This is a genomic window from Halomonas sp. 3A7M (assembly GCF_014897875.1).
Taxonomy (GTDB): domain Bacteria; phylum Pseudomonadota; class Gammaproteobacteria; order Pseudomonadales; family Halomonadaceae; genus Vreelandella.
Genome location: NZ_JABUZD010000166.1, coordinates 79,830 through 96,828, shown reverse-complemented (window position 1 = coordinate 96,828; position 16,999 = coordinate 79,830). Strand labels below are relative to the sequence as shown.

16 protein-coding genes are annotated in these 16,999 nt (G+C 53.8%); 7 read left to right on the top strand and 9 right to left on the bottom strand.

Annotated features, from left to right (window positions below; translation table 11 throughout):
• Window positions 1–168: 168 nt before the first annotated feature.
• Window positions 169–1,365: an E22 family MetX-like putative esterase gene (locus INT19_RS16510; protein WP_193061538.1), complete on the bottom strand. Its 1,197-nt coding sequence runs from the start codon at window positions 1,363–1,365 to the stop codon at window positions 169–171.
• Window positions 1,366–1,442: 77 nt separating this feature from the next.
• Window positions 1,443–2,615 carry a UbiH/UbiF/VisC/COQ6 family ubiquinone biosynthesis hydroxylase gene (locus INT19_RS16505; protein WP_193061537.1) on the bottom strand — a complete coding sequence of 391 codons (1,173 nt, stop codon included), beginning with the start codon at window positions 2,613–2,615 and terminating at the stop codon, window positions 1,443–1,445.
• 115 nt (window positions 2,616–2,730) lie between these two features.
• Between INT19_RS16505 and INT19_RS16500 the strand changes: the two genes are divergently transcribed.
• From INT19_RS16500 to INT19_RS16480, 5 genes are all read left to right on the top strand, one after another.
• Window positions 2,731–3,579, top strand: a complete 849-nt coding sequence (locus tag INT19_RS16500) for an NAD-dependent protein deacetylase (protein WP_193061536.1) — start codon at window positions 2,731–2,733, stop codon at window positions 3,577–3,579.
• Between the two features lie 47 nt (window positions 3,580–3,626).
• On the top strand, window positions 3,627–5,102 hold the full coding sequence (locus INT19_RS16495) for a protein adenylyltransferase SelO (protein WP_193061535.1): 1,476 nt from the start codon (window positions 3,627–3,629) through the stop codon (window positions 5,100–5,102).
• 63 nt (window positions 5,103–5,165) lie between these two features.
• Window positions 5,166–6,212, top strand: a complete 1,047-nt coding sequence (gene dinB, locus INT19_RS16490; protein ID WP_193061534.1) for a DNA polymerase IV — start codon at window positions 5,166–5,168, stop codon at window positions 6,210–6,212.
• Window positions 6,213–6,355: 143 nt separating this feature from the next.
• On the top strand, window positions 6,356–7,177 hold the full coding sequence (locus tag INT19_RS16485; protein WP_193061533.1) for an alpha/beta fold hydrolase: 822 nt from the start codon (window positions 6,356–6,358) through the stop codon (window positions 7,175–7,177).
• 18 nt (window positions 7,178–7,195) lie between these two features.
• On the top strand, window positions 7,196–7,444 hold the full coding sequence (locus INT19_RS16480; RefSeq protein ID WP_089039095.1) for a YkoF family thiamine/hydroxymethylpyrimidine-binding protein: 249 nt from the start codon (window positions 7,196–7,198) through the stop codon (window positions 7,442–7,444).
• 51 nt (window positions 7,445–7,495) lie between these two features.
• Here the strand turns inward: INT19_RS16480 and INT19_RS16475 are convergent, their stop codons facing one another.
• From INT19_RS16475 to csiR, 7 genes are all read right to left on the bottom strand, one after another.
• Window positions 7,496–8,800 carry a TRAP transporter large permease gene (locus INT19_RS16475; RefSeq protein WP_193061532.1) on the bottom strand — a complete coding sequence of 435 codons (1,305 nt, stop codon included), beginning with the start codon at window positions 8,798–8,800 and terminating at the stop codon, window positions 7,496–7,498.
• Window positions 8,801–8,824: 24 nt separating this feature from the next.
• Complete coding sequence (locus INT19_RS16470; protein WP_226924681.1) at window positions 8,825–9,304, bottom strand: TRAP transporter small permease; 480 nt, start codon at window positions 9,302–9,304, stop codon at window positions 8,825–8,827.
• Window positions 9,305–9,333: 29 nt separating this feature from the next.
• Window positions 9,334–10,353, bottom strand: coding sequence for a TRAP transporter substrate-binding protein (locus tag INT19_RS16465; RefSeq protein WP_193061530.1), 1,020 nt, complete (start codon window positions 10,351–10,353; stop codon window positions 9,334–9,336).
• A gap of 246 nt (window positions 10,354–10,599) precedes the next feature.
• Complete coding sequence (gene gabT, locus INT19_RS16460; protein WP_193061529.1) at window positions 10,600–11,874, bottom strand: 4-aminobutyrate--2-oxoglutarate transaminase; 1,275 nt, start codon at window positions 11,872–11,874, stop codon at window positions 10,600–10,602.
• Window positions 11,875–12,003: 129 nt separating this feature from the next.
• The gene (locus INT19_RS16455; protein WP_193061528.1) at window positions 12,004–13,218 is read right to left on the bottom strand and encodes a CaiB/BaiF CoA transferase family protein; all 1,215 of its coding nucleotides are present in this window, start codon (window positions 13,216–13,218) and stop codon (window positions 12,004–12,006) included.
• A gap of 22 nt (window positions 13,219–13,240) precedes the next feature.
• Window positions 13,241–14,419, bottom strand: coding sequence for an acyl-CoA dehydrogenase (locus INT19_RS16450; RefSeq protein WP_083001338.1), 1,179 nt, complete (start codon window positions 14,417–14,419; stop codon window positions 13,241–13,243).
• Between the two features lie 83 nt (window positions 14,420–14,502).
• Window positions 14,503–15,192 carry a DNA-binding transcriptional regulator CsiR gene (gene csiR / locus INT19_RS16445; RefSeq protein ID WP_038481603.1) on the bottom strand — a complete coding sequence of 230 codons (690 nt, stop codon included), beginning with the start codon at window positions 15,190–15,192 and terminating at the stop codon, window positions 14,503–14,505.
• A gap of 262 nt (window positions 15,193–15,454) precedes the next feature.
• On the opposite strand from csiR, the gene INT19_RS16440 reads away from it, so the two are divergent.
• The gene (locus INT19_RS16440; RefSeq protein ID WP_193061527.1) at window positions 15,455–16,414 is read left to right on the top strand and encodes a TAXI family TRAP transporter solute-binding subunit; all 960 of its coding nucleotides are present in this window, start codon (window positions 15,455–15,457) and stop codon (window positions 16,412–16,414) included.
• A gap of 44 nt (window positions 16,415–16,458) precedes the next feature.
• The gene (locus INT19_RS16435) at window positions 16,459–16,971 is read left to right on the top strand and encodes a DUF1850 domain-containing protein (RefSeq protein ID WP_193061526.1); all 513 of its coding nucleotides are present in this window, start codon (window positions 16,459–16,461) and stop codon (window positions 16,969–16,971) included.
• The last annotated feature ends 28 nt before the right edge of the window (window positions 16,972–16,999 follow it).

The following is a 16,999-nucleotide window of genomic DNA, read 5'->3' as shown; positions in this document are numbered from 1 at the left end:
CATGTACAGAATAATGTACGTCTTTGGTTTTGACAATCGGCTGTGTTTTGATGATGCCACTTGTTTGACGTTGAAGCCGCTTAGTAGCACTGGCTTCCAGGGAAGCCAGTGCTTACTTCGTTATTCCACAAGTTTTTCCAAAAACGGTCTAAAAAGCTATTTCAAAAGTTATTTCAAAAACGCTCGCAGCGTTTCGCTGGCTTGGTCGATGGAGACGACGCCATCTAAATGACCGCGGTTGCCTTCCAGGGTTTCAAGCGTCACTTCGGTGCCGTCGGCTTCTATCAGCTCGGCAGTGCGGCGTACGCCTTCGGGGGCAAAGACGAGGTCGTTTTCGCTATACAGCATTAGCGTGGGGGCGTCGATGGCGGCCAGTCCTTCTTCTAACGAGTCACCGTGGCCAGTCATGAAGAGCTGGTTGGCACGAACCAAATACAGCAGATGGTTGGCATCGGAAAGCTTGGCGCGGGCGGCGGCGACGTCATCCAGCGTTTGCTCAATGGCGTAGCGGGCGTTGATATCTTGAGCGGGATCGCGCTCTTCGTCGGCCCAGTCGCGGTTGAAAGTTTCGTTGGCCCACTGCCAGTGATTGGCGTTGAGGGTGACGATCTTGAGCGCTTCTTTTAGGCCATCGGTGGGTGGCTCTCCATCGTAGTAGTTGCCCTCATTCCAGTTGGCGTCTAAGCGGATGGGCGCCGCCCAAGCGCTAAGCGTTGCCAGCAACCAGGGGTCGGTCACGCCGCCACCGATAACGGGGATCAACCTATCCACTTTGTCAGGGTAAGCACTGGCCCATTCAAACGCTTGAAGTGCTCCCATCGAGGCTCCCATGACCGCGTGTAGCGATTCAATGCCCTGGCTCTCTAACAGCGCACGCTGTACCTCGACAAAGTCACGAATCGTTACCACAGGAAAATCCATTCCCCACGGTTCGCCGGTGTCTGGATTGATAGAGGCGGGGCCAGTGGTGGTGACATTGGGGTCGTGGGCGTTGAGGTTCACCAGCGTATCGGACGCAATAATGTAGTACTCGTCGGTATCCAGTGGCTTGCCGGGGCCGATGATGGCATCCCAGTAGCCGGTTGGCTCGCCATCCGGATCATAACGACCTGCTGCGTTGCTGGTACCAGAGAAGAAATGGGTGATTAAGATGGCATTGTCACGGGCGTCGTTTAATTCACCGTAGGCTTCCCAGCCCACCGCAAGTTCGGGAATTGTTTCGCCGCCTTGAGTGGTGAAGTCTTGCATCTCGAAGGTTTGTTTTTCGACGACGCCATCCCAGGCCAGTAGCGGTAATGCTGCAAGTAATCCGAGGCTGGTAACTGTCACCACGGTCAATAAAGAGTGTCGTTGCTTGAGAACCATATGCCTTCCTTAAATGAGGGATTGTTATGATTATTGTGGGCAACAGCTGCGTTGCCACCCTCATAGCGTAGTCGGCTTTAGCGCATTTTAAATGGGTTTAGCCCGTTAGCTTGTTGCATCATCATGCGTTTGGCGAGCGGTACGCGTTCGGCAAGATGCAGGCTGAGATCACCCAACTGGCGTAGCGGTTTTGCACCGGTAAACAAGTGATGGAAGCTGTCGGTGGCGGCAATCATGGCTTGGTTGGCCAAGCGGCGATGGCATTCGAAGCGGTGCAGGCTGATAGCGTCACCTGGGTCGCGGCCTTTGATGATCAGCTCTGCCAGGGTGTCGGCATCGTGCAGGCCAATATTCAGCCCTTGCCCTGCCAACGGATGCACCACGTGGGCGGCATCGCCAATCAGGGCTAAGCGCTTACCGATATAGCGTTTGGCGTGCTGGCGTCTAATTGGAAAGCTCGCCTTTGCGACCACACGGGTTAGCTTGCCTAGCCGCTTGGGAAAGGCTGTTTCAATGGCCGTTTTTAGGGCGTCGTTGGAGAGCTGTTCGCGGGCTTTGGTGGCTTTGTCACTGTCATACCACACCAGCGATGCACGATGGCCTGGTAAGGGAAGCATGGCAATCGGGCCGGTGGGGGTGAAGCACTGCCAGCTAATATCCTGTTGGGGGAGCTCGGTTTCCACGTTAATAATCATCGCCCGCTGATGGTAGTCGTAGCTACTAACGGTAATGCCAGCAAGTTCTCGTAGCGTCGAATGCGCGCCATCTGCGCCAACAATCAAACGGGCGCTTAAGGTTTTGCCATTATCTAACTCCAGCATGCGGCCGGTGCTGGCCGCCATGGTACTGAGCGGTGCGCACTGGGTATAGCAGGTCACGCTGGGAAGATTCTCTAAGCGCTGCCACAACGCATATTGCAGGGTGCGGTTTTCGATAAAAATACCGAAGTCGTCCATGCCGCTGTCCTGGGCAGAAAACAGCGAATGGCCGGAGCCATCCTGGTTGGCGACATCAATATGGCGAAACGGGCAGCTGCGCTCTTCGGGAAGCACGGTGCCGCTCGCTTTTACAAACGCCAGCGAGCGGGCATTAAGTGAGGAGATACGCAGGTCATAATCGCCGCTAAGCGGGGTGGGGGCGCTGCCGCGTTCTACTAGCCCAACCGACATGCCGGTATGTCCTAAACGGGCCGCTAGCGCGGCACCCACCATGCCACCGCCGACAATGATAATCTCGTGATCCCACTGCATGAGACACTCCTTACGTTGAATAACGAGGGCATATTGCATACCCCTTTATTGTCATACAGTATCGGTTACTTGTCGCAGTGTTGCATAGGGTGATCCATTGACGCAGGCCGTGGAAATGACAGATAGCATCGCGCAGGCGGGGGAAGCGCTGGCGGAGTTTATTGAGCGCTACCCTAAACTGTGGGTGATTACTGGCGCGGGAGTAAGCACCGACAGCGGCATTCCTGATTACCGCGATGCCGACGGGCAGTGGAAGCGACCGCCACCGGTACAGCATGGCGATTTTATGGCCTCACTTGCCGTACGCCAGCGTTATTGGGCGCGGGCGCTGATCGGTTTCAAAGCTATGCGTGAAGCCCAAGTGAGCGGTGCGCATCGTGCACTAGCGGCGCTTGAAAGCATGGGCTACGTGGAACTGCTGGTGACACAGAACGTAGACCGTCTGCATCAGCGGGCGGGTTCCAGCAAGGTCATTGATCTGCATGGACGAGCAGACGTGGTGGCGTGCATGACATGCGGTTATCAACTCATGCGGCACGCCATGCACAGCGAAATGGCCAGGATGAACCCGCGTTTTGCAGCGCTAGATGCCCACCATGCGCCCGACGGCGATGCGGATTTAGAAACTGATTTTTCGACGTTTAAGGTGCTGGATTGCCCGCGCTGCCAAGGCATCTTAAAGCCCCAAGTTGTTTATTACGGCGATGTGGTGCCGCCAGCGCGGCGCTTGGCTGCTCAAGCAGGGCTGCAAAACGCCGATGCCGTGTTGGCTGTGGGCACCTCGTTGATGGTGTATTCAGGCTACCGCTTCTGCCGCGATGCCCACGCCATGGGTTTGCCAGTTGCCTCGCTATCGTTGGGCGTCACTCGCGCCGATGCGCTGTTGACCCATCAGTGGCGTGCGCCGTTAACGCCGGTGCTAGAGTACGCTGTCGGCTGTTTGCAGCAGCGTTTACTTGACTAAAGTGCTAGGGTATTAGGCAACGATTGTCACCAACAGCGGAGTCGCCCGTGCTGTCATTTGAACACCAGTTTGCAACGCTTCCCGAGCCACTGTGGATGGCCTGTCAGCCCACGCCAGTGAGCCGGCCCGCGCTGATTGTATTTAATGAGCGCCTGGCAGAAACGCTGGGAGTTAAGACAGGGCTGAAGAGTAAGCCTGATGATGCCACCCTTGCCCAGTGGTTTAGTGGCAATCAGCTGCCGCCGGGCGCAGAGCCACGGGCGCTGGGCTACGCTGGGCATCAGTTTGGTAACTTTGTACCGCAGTTGGGCGATGGCCGCGCATTGTTACTGGGGGAGGTCGTCGACCAGAACGGCATACGGCGCGATGTTCAGCTCAAGGGCAGCGGGCGCACGCCATTTTCCCGTGGTGGCGATGGTCGTTCGCCGCTGGGGCCGGTGCTGCGGGAGTATCTGGTCAGCGAATTTATGGCTGCAATGGGCGTACCCACCACCCGTGCGTTAGCCGCCGTTTCGACCGGCGAGCGAGTCGTGCGCCAACTGCCTGAGCCCGGCGCAGTCTTTACCCGTGTGGCAAGCAGTCATATTCGTGTGGGCACCTTTCAATTTGCTGCGGTACGCAGAGACGAAGCTGCCCTAAAAGCGTTGGCCGACTATGTGATTGAGCGTCACTATCCCGAAGCCGCTAGTGCAGACGATCCTTATTTAGCCTTGTTAGAGGCGGTGGTTGCTCGCCAAGCAGCGCTGGTGGCGCGGTGGATGAGCCTTGGGTTTATTCATGGCGTGATGAATACCGACAACTGCAGCATTGCCGGAGAAACCATTGATTACGGCCCCTGTGCCTTTATGGAGCAGTTTGACCCGCAAAAAGTCTACAGCTCGATTGATCAAGGCAAGCGCTATGCCTTTGATAACCAGCCCGCCATTGCTCAATGGAACCTAGCCCGCTTTGCCGAAACGCTGCTGCCGCTGATGCGCGAAGAGGGCGATACCGTCGTCGAGCAGGCCACCGATATCATCCGCCGCTTTGGGCCACTGTTTGATACCGAGCAGCGCCGCCTGCATGCGGATAAGCTCGGCCTTGCAGCAGACAGCGACCAAGCGGTAACGCTAATGGAGGAGCTGGAAAGCCAGATGCACCAGGGGCGGATGGATATGACCGCCACCTTTGATGCGCTGACACATTACGCCAGCACCTCAGGTGAAACGCATAAAGAAGCACTGCTGGCGCTGACCACCCAGCCCAATGAGTTGGCGGCATGGTTAGATAAGTGGCAAGCAACACAGGTTGCCAGCCAAGACAGCGAGCGCTTAGCTGCTATGCGGCGTGCTAATCCGGTTGTTATTCCCCGCAATCACCGCGTTCAGGAAGTTATTGATGCGGCTTACGAGGGCGATTTTGCGCCGTTTCACAGCTTACTTGCGGTGGTCACGCAGCCCTTTGATGAATCCGCAGAAGCACGCCGCCTTGCAGCCCCTGCAACGGAAAACGAGCAGGTACTAAGAACGTTTTGCGGTACGTAACCTCGGCTTTTCCTGTGGTAAACTGTGATTATTTACAGGTAAGGGCGGAGGCAAGGGCAACCTGTGCGCAAAATTATTCATTGCGACTGTGACTGCTTCTACGCAGCGGTTGAAATGCGCGACAACCCAGCGCTTAACGATGTGCCTATTGCGATAGGTGGCAGCGTTGAGCAGCGCGGGGTTGTCGCTACCTGTAACTACCCCGCCCGCGAATTTGGCATCCACTCGGCCATGCCCATGGCGCAGGCACTCAAACGCTGCCCACATTTGACCGTGATCCGCGGTGATATGGCCAAATACAAAGCGGTGGCGCGTCAAGTGTTTGCGATTTATCGCGATGTGACTGAACTGATTGAACCGCTCTCGCTAGATGAAGCCTTTTTAGACGTTACTGATGTTTCCCTGTGCAACGGCAGCGCCACTCGCATGGCCGAAGCGATTCGCCAACGGGTTAAACAGGAAGTAGGTATTACCGTCTCGGCAGGTGTCGCACCCAATAAGTTTCTTGCCAAAATTGCCAGCGACTGGCGCAAGCCCGATGGTCTGTTTGTGATCACGCCGAACGATATCGATGGCTTTGTGCAGCAACTGCCGGTCAAGAAAATCCACGGCGTAGGGCCGCGCACGGCTGAAAAACTGGCGGGGTTGGGTATTCAAACTTGTGCGGATTTACGGGCTCGTCCGCTCACTGAGCTGGTCGAACAGTTTGGCCGCTTTGGGCATCGGCTGTTCGAGCTTAGCTTTGGGCGCGACGAGCGGCCAGTGAAAACTCATCGTGAGCGGAAATCGATCAGCACCGAGCAAACTTACTCCCAGGACTTACCCACCCTGGAAGCCTGTCGCCAACAGTTACCCGATCTTCTCAACGACTTAGAGCAGCGCTATGCCAGACTAGACCCCGCGCCTGGCGTGCGTGGCGTCATGGTCAAGGTCAAATTCAACGACTTTACCCAAACCACGGTTGAACACGCCGACCCTGCACCTAGCCTGGATCAATTCGAATCCCTGTTAACTATTGGTTGGGCGCGAGGGGAGAGGCCCGTTCGGCTATTAGGCGTGGGCTATCGTTTGGCAGAAGAAGCCACCGTTCAGCAACTCTCGCTGTTTTAATTAGCCTGTTAATACTTATGTCGATTGACGCTCATACAAAGGCGCGTTAAAACAGACGTATGATAGTTTGTCTACTTGCTAGCTAGTTAGCGTGGGTGCTACTGCCACGCTGCTTTCCTGTCTTCCTACCTTGCGAGCTAACCATGTCTGCCCATGCCACCCAACGCCCTCGTTTAGTGTTTGCCCATGCGAATGGCTTTCCTGGCTTAAGCTATCGCACGCTGCTGGAACCACTGGCAGAGTCGTTTGACCTCCATCCGCTAGATCGATTGGGGCATCACCCGGATTACCCGGTGAACCATAACTGGGGCAATTTAGTCGATGAACTGTTGAGCTACTTGCCGGTTACAGACACACCGTTATTGGGTGTTGGTCACTCGTTAGGCGGTACGCTGATGGCCATGGCGGCAGATAAACAGCCAGAACGCTTCTGCGGCGTCATTATGCTTGACCCGCCGTTGATGCTGGGGCCGGATGCCTGGGTGATGAAAGCGGCGAAGCGATTTGGTTTTATGGACCGCATCACCCCTGCTGGTAAAACCCAGGGGCGGCGCAGTGTGTGGCCTAGCCGAGAAGCCATGGCTGACTCGCTGCGCCGCCGTGGGTTATTTCGCCGCTTTACCCCAGAGGCATTGAACGACTACATTGAAGCAGGCACGCGCTTGCTGGATGACGGTAGCGCTGAGCTAACCTTCGACCCAGGTATTGAGGTAGAGATATTTCGCCATCTGCCAGATCATCTATCGGGATTGCCACGTCGCGTCGGTGTGCCGATCCACTTGGTGGCAGGGCAGGAGTCGCATTTACTCACCCCCACACGGGTCAAGCGGCTTCAGCGTCGTGGGTTAGCTACTAGCGAAGTTCCGGGTACTCACATGTTCCCTATGGAGCATCCTGATGAGACACGGGCGGCTATATTGGCGGCCTGGCAGAGCTTTTCACAGGGAGCCAGTAAGCGCGCATAAAGCGTATAAGGAGGCAGGATGTATCTTTCCGTACAACTAAGCTATTACCCGCTGGCCGATGATTTTAAGCCAGTGGTGAAAGAGGTGGTAAAACGTTTGGAAGCGACAGGATTAGAAGTTCACCCTAATCGAATGAGTACCCAGGTGTTCGGAGAGTTCGATGCGGTGATGACCGCTTTAAGCGATGTGATGAAGTGGTCGTTCGAGACTCACGGCAAAGCGGTCTTTACGGCTAATTTCCTCGAAGGCGACCGACGTCCGCGTTAAAGCAACGCCGCCCGATTAGATCGGGCGGCATTTTTTAACAGCTACCTGCACTTAACCGGCCATGACGCTGGGCAACCATAGGGCTATTTGTGGCCAGATACTGACAAGCAGTGCGGCTACACACATGAGCAGGAAAAACGGTAGCGAAGCCCATGCCACGCGGCTGATACTTTCGCCTGTCAGGCTTTGCAGCACAAAGAGATTGAAACCGACGGGCGGCGTAATTTGTCCAAGCTCAATCATGATAATCAGGAAGATACCGAACCAGATGGGGTCAAACCCCGCTAGCAAGACAATCGGCAGCGTGATTGGCAGGCTCATCACGGTAATCGAAATGCCATCCAGGAACAGCCCCAGCACGATATAGAAAATGGCCAGGGCAAACAGCAGCACCATGGGGCTGAAGTCCTGCTCGGCAATCCATCCGGCCAACTCACGCGGTAGATGCAGATACCCCATCGCCGTGGATAAAAGCGTGGCCGTGATGAGAAGGCTACAGACCATGATCGACGTTATTAGCGTTCCACGAAATGCATCAACAAACAGCCTGATGTTTAACTGTCTTTCAAACCCTAATAGCAGCAAAGTGGCGCCGACACCCACTGCTGCCGCTTCTGAAGGCGTTGCAATACCGCTATAGATTGACCCAATCACGATGGAGATCAGCACCAATATGGGCAGCAGCAATACAAAGGACTGCCAGATCGTCTGGTCAGATATCACACTCTTCGGTGCCAATGATGGCGCCATCCATGATCTGAAGCCGATATAGCAGCTGTATAGAAAGGCTATCAAAAGCCCGGGCACCACTCCCGCCATAAACAGCTGACTGATGGATACTTCGGCCTGAACACCATAGACGATCATCACAATCGATGGCGGTATCAATAGACCCAGGCTACCGGCGCCCGCCAGTGAGCCAATGGATAGGTTTCTGTCGTAGCCTCTCTGTTTCAGCTCTTGCGTGGTAATTTTACCAATCGTAGCGGTTGTCGCCGCACTTGATCCGCTTACCGCCGCAAACAGGGTGCAGCCCAAAACGTTGGTATGCAGAATTCCGCCGGGCAAGTGGCTGGTAATCGGCACCAGACCCTTAAACAGGCGCTCAGAGATATTGGAGCGAAATATCAATTCTCCCATGAGAATAAACAGGGGAATCGCAGATAACTCCCAGCTATTGCTAGCTCGGTATAAAATTCGCGATAAAATCAGGCCAATGCGGTCTGCACTGAAATCTCCAAACAGCCAGAGAGAGCCAATGGAAACTGCCAGCATGGCGGCAAAAATCCATGTCCCCATGGTCAGTAAGAAAAGCAGCAGAAACGCAACGCCGATAGCCGTCCAAAAAATGTCCATGAGTCACTTCCCATCAGTTAAATCTTATTCAGCTACAGGCAAGTACTGAGAGCGCAGCATCAGTATTTTCAAGGCTCTGACAAGAAGCGAAAAAGAGATCAGCCACATGCCAATCAGTATGGCGCCTTCAGGTATCCAGATAGGCGTTTCCGCGAGTGTTTCACTGACCACACCGCGGCTAAAGCTTCGCTGAACATTCTGAAACCAGAACGTAGATATCCATAAAAAGCAGCTGGCAGTTAATAGGCTACTGAAAAACTCAAGCGGCCATCGCCTATTCACCGGGATCCGCTCAAGTAACAGGGAAACTCTGATAAGCCCCCCTTTTTCAAGTACATAAGGAAGGCCCAGAAAAGACATGGTGGCGACTGCATAGCCAATATACTCATCCAGGATATAGGTGGAGTGGCCAAAGAACCTCAGTGTTATCTCCAGCAGAATATGCCCCAGCATATAAACAATCAGCACGATAGCAATCACTGCACCGATCCTATTAAGCAGCATGGAGATACGCTCCATGCCCTTTAGCAATATCATTGTTCGCCTCTGAACTCAGTCAAAATTGACTGACCCACATCACCGGTGTTTTCAAGCCAGTTCTCAACAACGCTGGTGGATGCTTCAGAGAGGGCATTCAGTAAATCAGCTGAGACGGGATCACTGATGGCTACGTCATGCTCGCCAAGCGTTTGGTAGTTTTCTTCGGTACGTATCTCAACCGCCGCCCAGTTATGCTGGTCGGTCAGGTTGGCTGCTTCAAGAAGGGCTTGTTGCTGTTCAGCGCTCAATGAATCAAATACGGCCTTGTTCATATGGACCATATTAAGCGGAATGGCATATTGAACCGCTGAAAAATGATCTTGATGCTCCCAGAAGCTGCCGTTGGCGCCGGCTTCTGCCGAGGTTAATACCGCGCTGATGCCGCCGGTCGCCAACTGCGGCACCACATCGCCCCAGGACAGACTCACAGGGGAAGCTCCCACGTTGCGAAAGGTCTCCGTTCCATTGCGATCAAAGGTACGGATTTTCAAATTTTCAAGATCGCTCTGATTGGCTATTGCTGTTTTTGACCAGATACCGCTGGGTGGCCAGGGAGATGCATAGAGTAATATTTGATCATTATCTTCAAATACCTCTTCATAGTAGGGTTTAGCTATTTCATATAGGCGCCGTGCATCTTCAATGTCTTCTACAATAAACGGTAAGGAAGAGAGCAGAAAAATAGAATCGATTCCGCTCATGGTGCCCGATAATGTATCGGCTATATCAACGGCTCCATCGGCGACAGCATAAAAGTGGTCACCTGAGTTAAAACCTAATGCTCCCCCCGTATGCAGCGTAATACCTATATCGCCATCTGTTAGCTCTTTTACTTTATCAATAAAGTAAGCATCTCCCTGAGCATGTATTGACGTAGCGTTATATTCATTAGAAAAATCCATATTGATTGACTGTGCATAGGAGTAGCCGCTAACCAGCAACATACCTAACACCATGGACGCTTTACTGACCGGTTTAAAACTGCTGTTTTTCATAGTAGTTTTAGGAATCATGCAATCTTCCCCACTGTTTATTATTGAAGATATTTCTTAAACTACAGTCATTGACCAGCCAACTACTTCCAATAGCGACGAGAAGGGACTGAATAGCGACAGGGCGGTTGAAATTGGTCTGGGAGGGGGGGCTTTGGCTTGTGCTGGTGCCTTGCACTGGTTCTAGCACTGGTTCTAGCACTACGTATACAAGAAATAGTCAAACGCCGCCCGATTGGGCGGCGTCAATGTTGGCGCTAGTAACTGCTAAACCAGCGATTCCAAACAAGATTCGATAATATCCAGCCCTTCGTTGAGGACGCTGTCTTCAATCGTGACGGGCATCAAGAAGCGAATCGTATTGCCGTACATGCCGCAGGAGAGCAGGATCAAGCCTTCCTCACGGGCTTTCTTACACAGCGCCGCGGCAAGTTCTGGAGTGGGCGTGCGATCCGTTTTGTTCGAGACCAGCTCAAATGCCGCCATAGCGCCCATGTTGCGCACATGGTCAATGCAGTCGAACTTGGTCTGCCACTCGCCAAAACGAGCCGCTAGCTTTTCACCCAGCGCTCGGCTTTTCTCAAGAATGTTTTCCTCTTCGAATACTTCCATCACGGCCAGTGCCGCGGCGCAGGCGGTAGGGCTACCGGTATAGGTGCCGCCCAGAGAGTTAGGGCCTGAGGCGTCCATGACCTTATCGGTGCCGACAATCGCAGAGATTGGCATGCCGTCAGCCATACTTTTCGCCATGGTCATGATGTCCGGCTCAACGCCGCTGTGCTCAATGGCGAACATTTTGCCGGTTCGGCCAAAGCCAGACTGCACTTCGTCGATGATCATCAGCATGCCATGCTCATCGCAAATTTCGCGGATCTTCTCCAGGAAGCTTTTAGATGCAGGATAGAAACCGCCTTCGCCAAGCACCGGCTCCAAGACAATCGCGGCAGTGTCTTTTGGGTTGGCGTCGGTTTTCAGGGTCATTTTCAGACCACGAAGGGCTTCGTCTTCGCTGACACCGTGGTAGGGCACCGGATAAGGCGCGCGGAATACCGTGCCTGGCATCGGGCCAAAATCGCTTTGATACGGGGCTACTTTGCCGTTCATGGCCATGGTGTAGAACGTTCGGCCGTGATAACCGCCGTCAAAACAAATGACGTTAGAGCGGCCGGTGGCAGCGCGGGCAATTTTAACGGCATTTTCCAACGCTTCTGCACCGGAGTTAGCCAGCATTACTTTGGCGTGGCCGCGAACCGGTACGAGGTGGCTAAGTTTTTCAGCAACTTTTACATAGCCTTCATAAGGCATCACTGTTTGGCAGGTGTGCATGACCTTATCCAGCTGGGCTTTCACCGCAGCAACCACTTTAGGATGGCGATGCCCTACGTTCAAAACGCCAATACCACCTGCGAAGTCGATAAAGCGATTGCCGTCGGCGTCCCAGATCTCAGCATTCTCAGCGCGATCCGCAAAAGCAGTGGCGGGGCTGGCGGCGCCCGCGGCGACATACTTCTGCTTCAGTTCGTTTAGCTCGGCGTTGCTCATGGCTCAACTCCTCTGTGTAGTGAGTACTACCTCAGCATAGTGCGCAGAAAACGTTAACACATGTATGGCAACGCAATAATAGTTGAGCAGCGTTATCGCTCACTTTGTAAGATAAGGCGTTATTCAGTGCTAAATAATGCCTGCTTGTTGCAAAGCGTGGCGCTGTTCGCTGGTAATGCCAAGCTCGTCAAGCACCTGCTGCGTGTGCTCACCCAGTGAGGGTGGGGGAGTCTGAGCGCTGATGGACTCGCCGTTGATACGGATAGGATTTGCGACTAAGTCGACGTGACCGGCTTGGCTGTGGGGAAGCGTTTGCTTCAAGCCACGTGCTTTGACATGGGGGTCGTCGAAGACGCGATCCAAGGTGTTGATTGGTCCGCTAGGCACACCGGCAGCTTCAAAGGCAGCCAGCCATTCATCAGTTTTCTGCGTTAGTAATACGGCTTCCAGTAGAGGAGCCAATACAGTGCGGTACTGCACCCGTGCGCCGTTGGTGGCGAACCGTGGGTCCAGCGGCAACGTTGGTTGATCGATCACTTGGCAGAAACGCTTAAACTGCTCGTCATTACCGACGGCCACAATCATATGGCCATCAGCAGTGGCAAATGCTTGGTAGGGAACGATATTGGGATGTGCATTCCCCAGCCGCTGAGGTACTTGACCGGAGGTTAAGTAGTTGAGCGCCTGGTTCGCCAGTACGCCCACCTGAACGTCCATCAATGCCATATCAATATGACATCCGACGTTGCTATCGCGGCGCTGGTAAAGCGCTGCCAGCACGGCATTGGCGGCATACAGGCCAGTGAAAATATCGGTAAAGGCAACGCCGATTTTGACGGGGCCACCGCCGGGCTCATGATCAGGCTTGCCGGTTAGGCTCATAATGCCGCCCATTGCCTGAATCATGAAGTCGTAACCGGCGCGGTGTGCGTAAGGGCTTTCCTGGCCAAAGCCGGTGATTGAACAGTAGATAAGCCGAGGATTCAGTGTTTTCAGGCTCTCATAGTCCAGACCGTACTTTTTCAAACCGCCCACTTTGAAGTTTTCAAGTAACACATCGGAGGTGGCGACGAGCTGTTTAATCAATGCCTGGCCTTCAGGCTTGGCCATATCGACGGTGACCGAGCGCTTGCCTCGGTTGGCGCAGAGATAGTAGGCCGACTCTGAACTGCCAGAGAGCCATGGAGGGCCCCAGTGGCGAGTATCATCGCCGCTGACGGGGCGCTCTACCTTGATCACATCAGCCCCCATGTCTGCGAGCATTTGCCCGCACCACGGGCCAGCCAGTACACGTGAAATATCGAGTACTTTGATGCCTGCTAGTGGCTTGGCTGCTGTGCTCATTAGGTGCCTCACTTGTCGCTATTTAGAAAAATGCCTGAATACCGGTCTGGGCACGACCCAAGATTAAGGCGTGTACATCGTGAGTGCCTTCGTAGGTGTTTACCGATTCCAAATTCACCATATGACGAATAACGCCGTACTCATCGGAAACGCCGTTGCCGCCGTGCATGTCGCGAGACTGGCGAGCGATATCTAGCGCTTTACCGCAGTTATTGCGTTTGATGAGTGAGACCATCTCCGGTGCCCAATTGCCGCTATCCATCAGGCGACCTACCTGTAGCGCAGCCTGTAAGCCCAGGGTGATCTCGGTTTGCATGTCTGCGAGTTTCTTCTGGATCAACTGATTTGCAGCCAGCGGGCGGCCAAACTGTTTGCGGTCTAAGGTGTATTGGCGTGCGGCATGCCAACAGAACTCAGCGGTGCCCATGACGCCCCAGGCAATGCCATAACGCGCTTTATTCAAGCAACCGAAAGGACCTTTTAAACCGCTAACGTTAGGCAATAGGTTTTCTTCAGGGACAAAGGCATTGTCCAGTACGATTTCACCGGTGATGGAGGCGCGAAGCGACACCTTGCCTTCAATTTTGGGGGTGCTGAAGCCTTCGGTACCGCGCTCAACAATAAAGCCTTTGATTTGATTGTCGTGGGCGGCGGACTTTGCCCAAACCACCGCAATATCGGCAATCGGGCTGTTGGTAATCCACATTTTGGCACCGGTTAAGCGGTAGCCGCCGTCAACTTTTTCTGCCCGAGTGATCATTGAACCAGGGTCTGAGCCATGGTCAGGTTCGGTTAAACCAAAACAGCCGACCATTTCTCCGCTGGCGAGCTTAGGTAAATATTTATGCTTCTGCTCTTCAGAGCCATAGGCTTCAATCGGATACATCACCAGTGATGACTGCACGCTCATCGCTGAGCGGTAGCCTGAATCAACGCGCTCTACTTCGCGGGCAATGAGTCCGTAGGCCACATGATTCACGCCGGAGCCGCCATATTCAGGGGCGACGGTTGCACCCAGCAGGCCAAGCTCACCCATCTCGCTCATGATCTCACGATCAAAGCGCTCTTCACGAAAAGCACTCAGCACGCGTGGCTGCAGGTTTTCCTGGCAGTAGTCGTGAGCTGCATCACGAATTTGGCGCTCTTCATCGGTGAGTTGGTGTTCGAGCAGCAGCGGGTCGTCCCAATTGAAGCGGGTCATGGCGTGAACTCCTACATAGTCATTTTGATACGGCTCAATGTATCGTCGTTTTATTAAAATATCTACATTTTAAAATAAAGAATTTAATTGATCCCTCGCTCCTTGAGAACACGGGTAATAATCGGGACAGGCGTCATTAAGTGATCACGCATGAGGTTAGCCGCTTGTTCTGTATCACGAGCCAGGATGACGTCTACCAAGGCGGCATGCTCTTGTCTTTTGATTTCAAGTGCCTGGGGAGACATCACCGTTTCCTGCAGCCACAGGTGGCGGTAGCGTTCAACCTGATCAAACAGCGTGTCGCGCATCTGCAACAGGTGTGGAGAGTTGCAGCCGCTAGCAATGGCGGTATGAAATGCCTTATGGCGCAAATCCCAACCATCCAACAGCTCATCGGGGGAGCTTACCTCGGTCACTTTAGCTAGCCGATGAGCGGTGGCGAGGACGTTGGCTTCCCAGTCGTCGTCACCGCGCTCAATGGCCAGGCGCAAAATCAGGCCTTCTAACTGCGCGCGTGCGTCGTAAATATCGTTCAGCTCGGCCAGCGACATGGGGGCAACGCGATAGCCACGTTGGCTAATCGCAATCACCAAACGGTCGGCAACTAGTTGGGAAAGCGCTTCGCGTAGAGGACCGGTACTGGCGCCGTAATACTCCTTGAGGCGGCTCATTAAAAGCTTCTCTTCAGGTGCATAACGGCCGCGAATGATGTCGTGCTTCAGGGCGCGATAGGCACTGATGGCTAGGTTCGGGCGCGGCGCATCGTGCTCCATGATATCTCCTTAGGCCAACGTTGGGCGTGGCGATCTGCATTAACTAATCGCTATTATCAATAAATTTTAGACATTTGGCACAGGTAACGACATTTATACGGACGCCATCGGCGAATAGCGTTGCATTAGCATCTCACGCTAAAGCCGTGCTAACGTCATTGCACCGCGTTTGCTTGCCGTTTACGGTAACCAGAGGCTGGGACTTCACACCTCCTTATCGTCAACCATACTTATAAGTCCAAACAGGACGGAGGAACCGCTTATGCGAACTCTAAAATATACAGTGGCAGCATCCATGTTGGCTGTTGCACTTCCAGCCAGTGCGCAACAGCTTTCAATCGCGACCGGCGGTACCGGCGGGGTTTATTATCCGATCGGCGGTGGCTTCGCTGAAATGATTAATAACCATATTGAAGGCGCTCAGGCGACTGCTGAGGTTACTGGTGCCTCAGTTGAAAATATGGGGCTGATTATGCGTGGCGACGCCGATTTGGCGCTAGCGCTGGCCGACACGGTTTATCAGGCTTATAACGGCAGCGGCGACTTTGACGGCCGTCAGATTGAAAACACTCGTGCACTGGCCTCTGTTTACCCGAATGCGGTGCAGTTGGTGACGCTGGCTGAGTCGGATATCGAGACCATCGCTGATCTGGCCGGGAAGCGTGTTTCCGTGGGTGCACCAGGCAGTGGCACCGAGCTAAATGCGCGTGCCGTTTTGGAAGCCAACGGCATTAGTTATGAAGATTTTACCCCTCAGCGACTCAATTTTAACGAAACCGCAGATGCCATTCGTGATGGCGATATCGACGCCGGTTTCTGGAGCGTTGGGCCCCCCACCAGTTCTATTCTTAACCTTGCCGCTACCCGTGATATCCGCTTAATTGGCCTCTCCGATGAAGAAGTGGCCAACGCACAGGAAGCGGAGGCGGTGTTCGCGCCCTACGAGCTGGCAGCGGGTATGTATGACGGTATGGATGAGTCTGTTCAGACCATCGGTATTCCCAACGTATTAGTGGTGAATTCTGATATGGACGAAGAACTCGCTTACCAGCTAACTCAGCTACTATTTGAAAACACTGATGAGCTGATTGCTGTTCACCCTGCCGCCAACGACACTACCATTGAGTTCACTATGAACTCTACGCCTGTGCCGTTGCACCCGGGGGCGATTCGCTACTTTGAAGAAGTAGGAGCGGATATTCCTGATCGTCTGCGCCCTTAACGGTTAAAGGTCTTGCCATAAGACATTGCCATAAGGATATTGCCATGCAGTGGCAGCAACGACTGATGGCGCTACTTTTTGCATGTCTACCGTTCGCCGAAGTGGGGGCTTCCCCCGCTTCGGTGAATGCGTCTATGCGTTTAGCTGTAGTGACTGAACAAGGCGGTGTTCTTGTGGATGCGCTGGTGCCTTCAGAAGGCCGCTGGTGTATCCAGTGGCGACATTCTGTTGAGCACTTTACGGTACTGGATTGTTATCGTAACGCGGCAGGCGTTATGCAACTTGAGCGTAGTCATCAACCAGACTTTGCCGCAGGGCTTGGTCATATCTTTGGCCGTGGTGAGCAGGTCTCAGATGGTGAGGGCGGTTATTGGATTAATGCTATTAATGAGCCCGTAGCAAATAACCGTTATGCATTAAGAGTCGGTTCTTCTGCCGTCAATCACCAAGTGGTGTGGCCGAATGGTGAGCATTCACCGGTGAGTTTAAGTGAGTACGCAGCCGGGCAACGTGTGATTATCCAATTATTATCACCTAGCACCGCTCCGCGTGAATAAAAACGATAGTAGTTAACGCTTCCGAGGA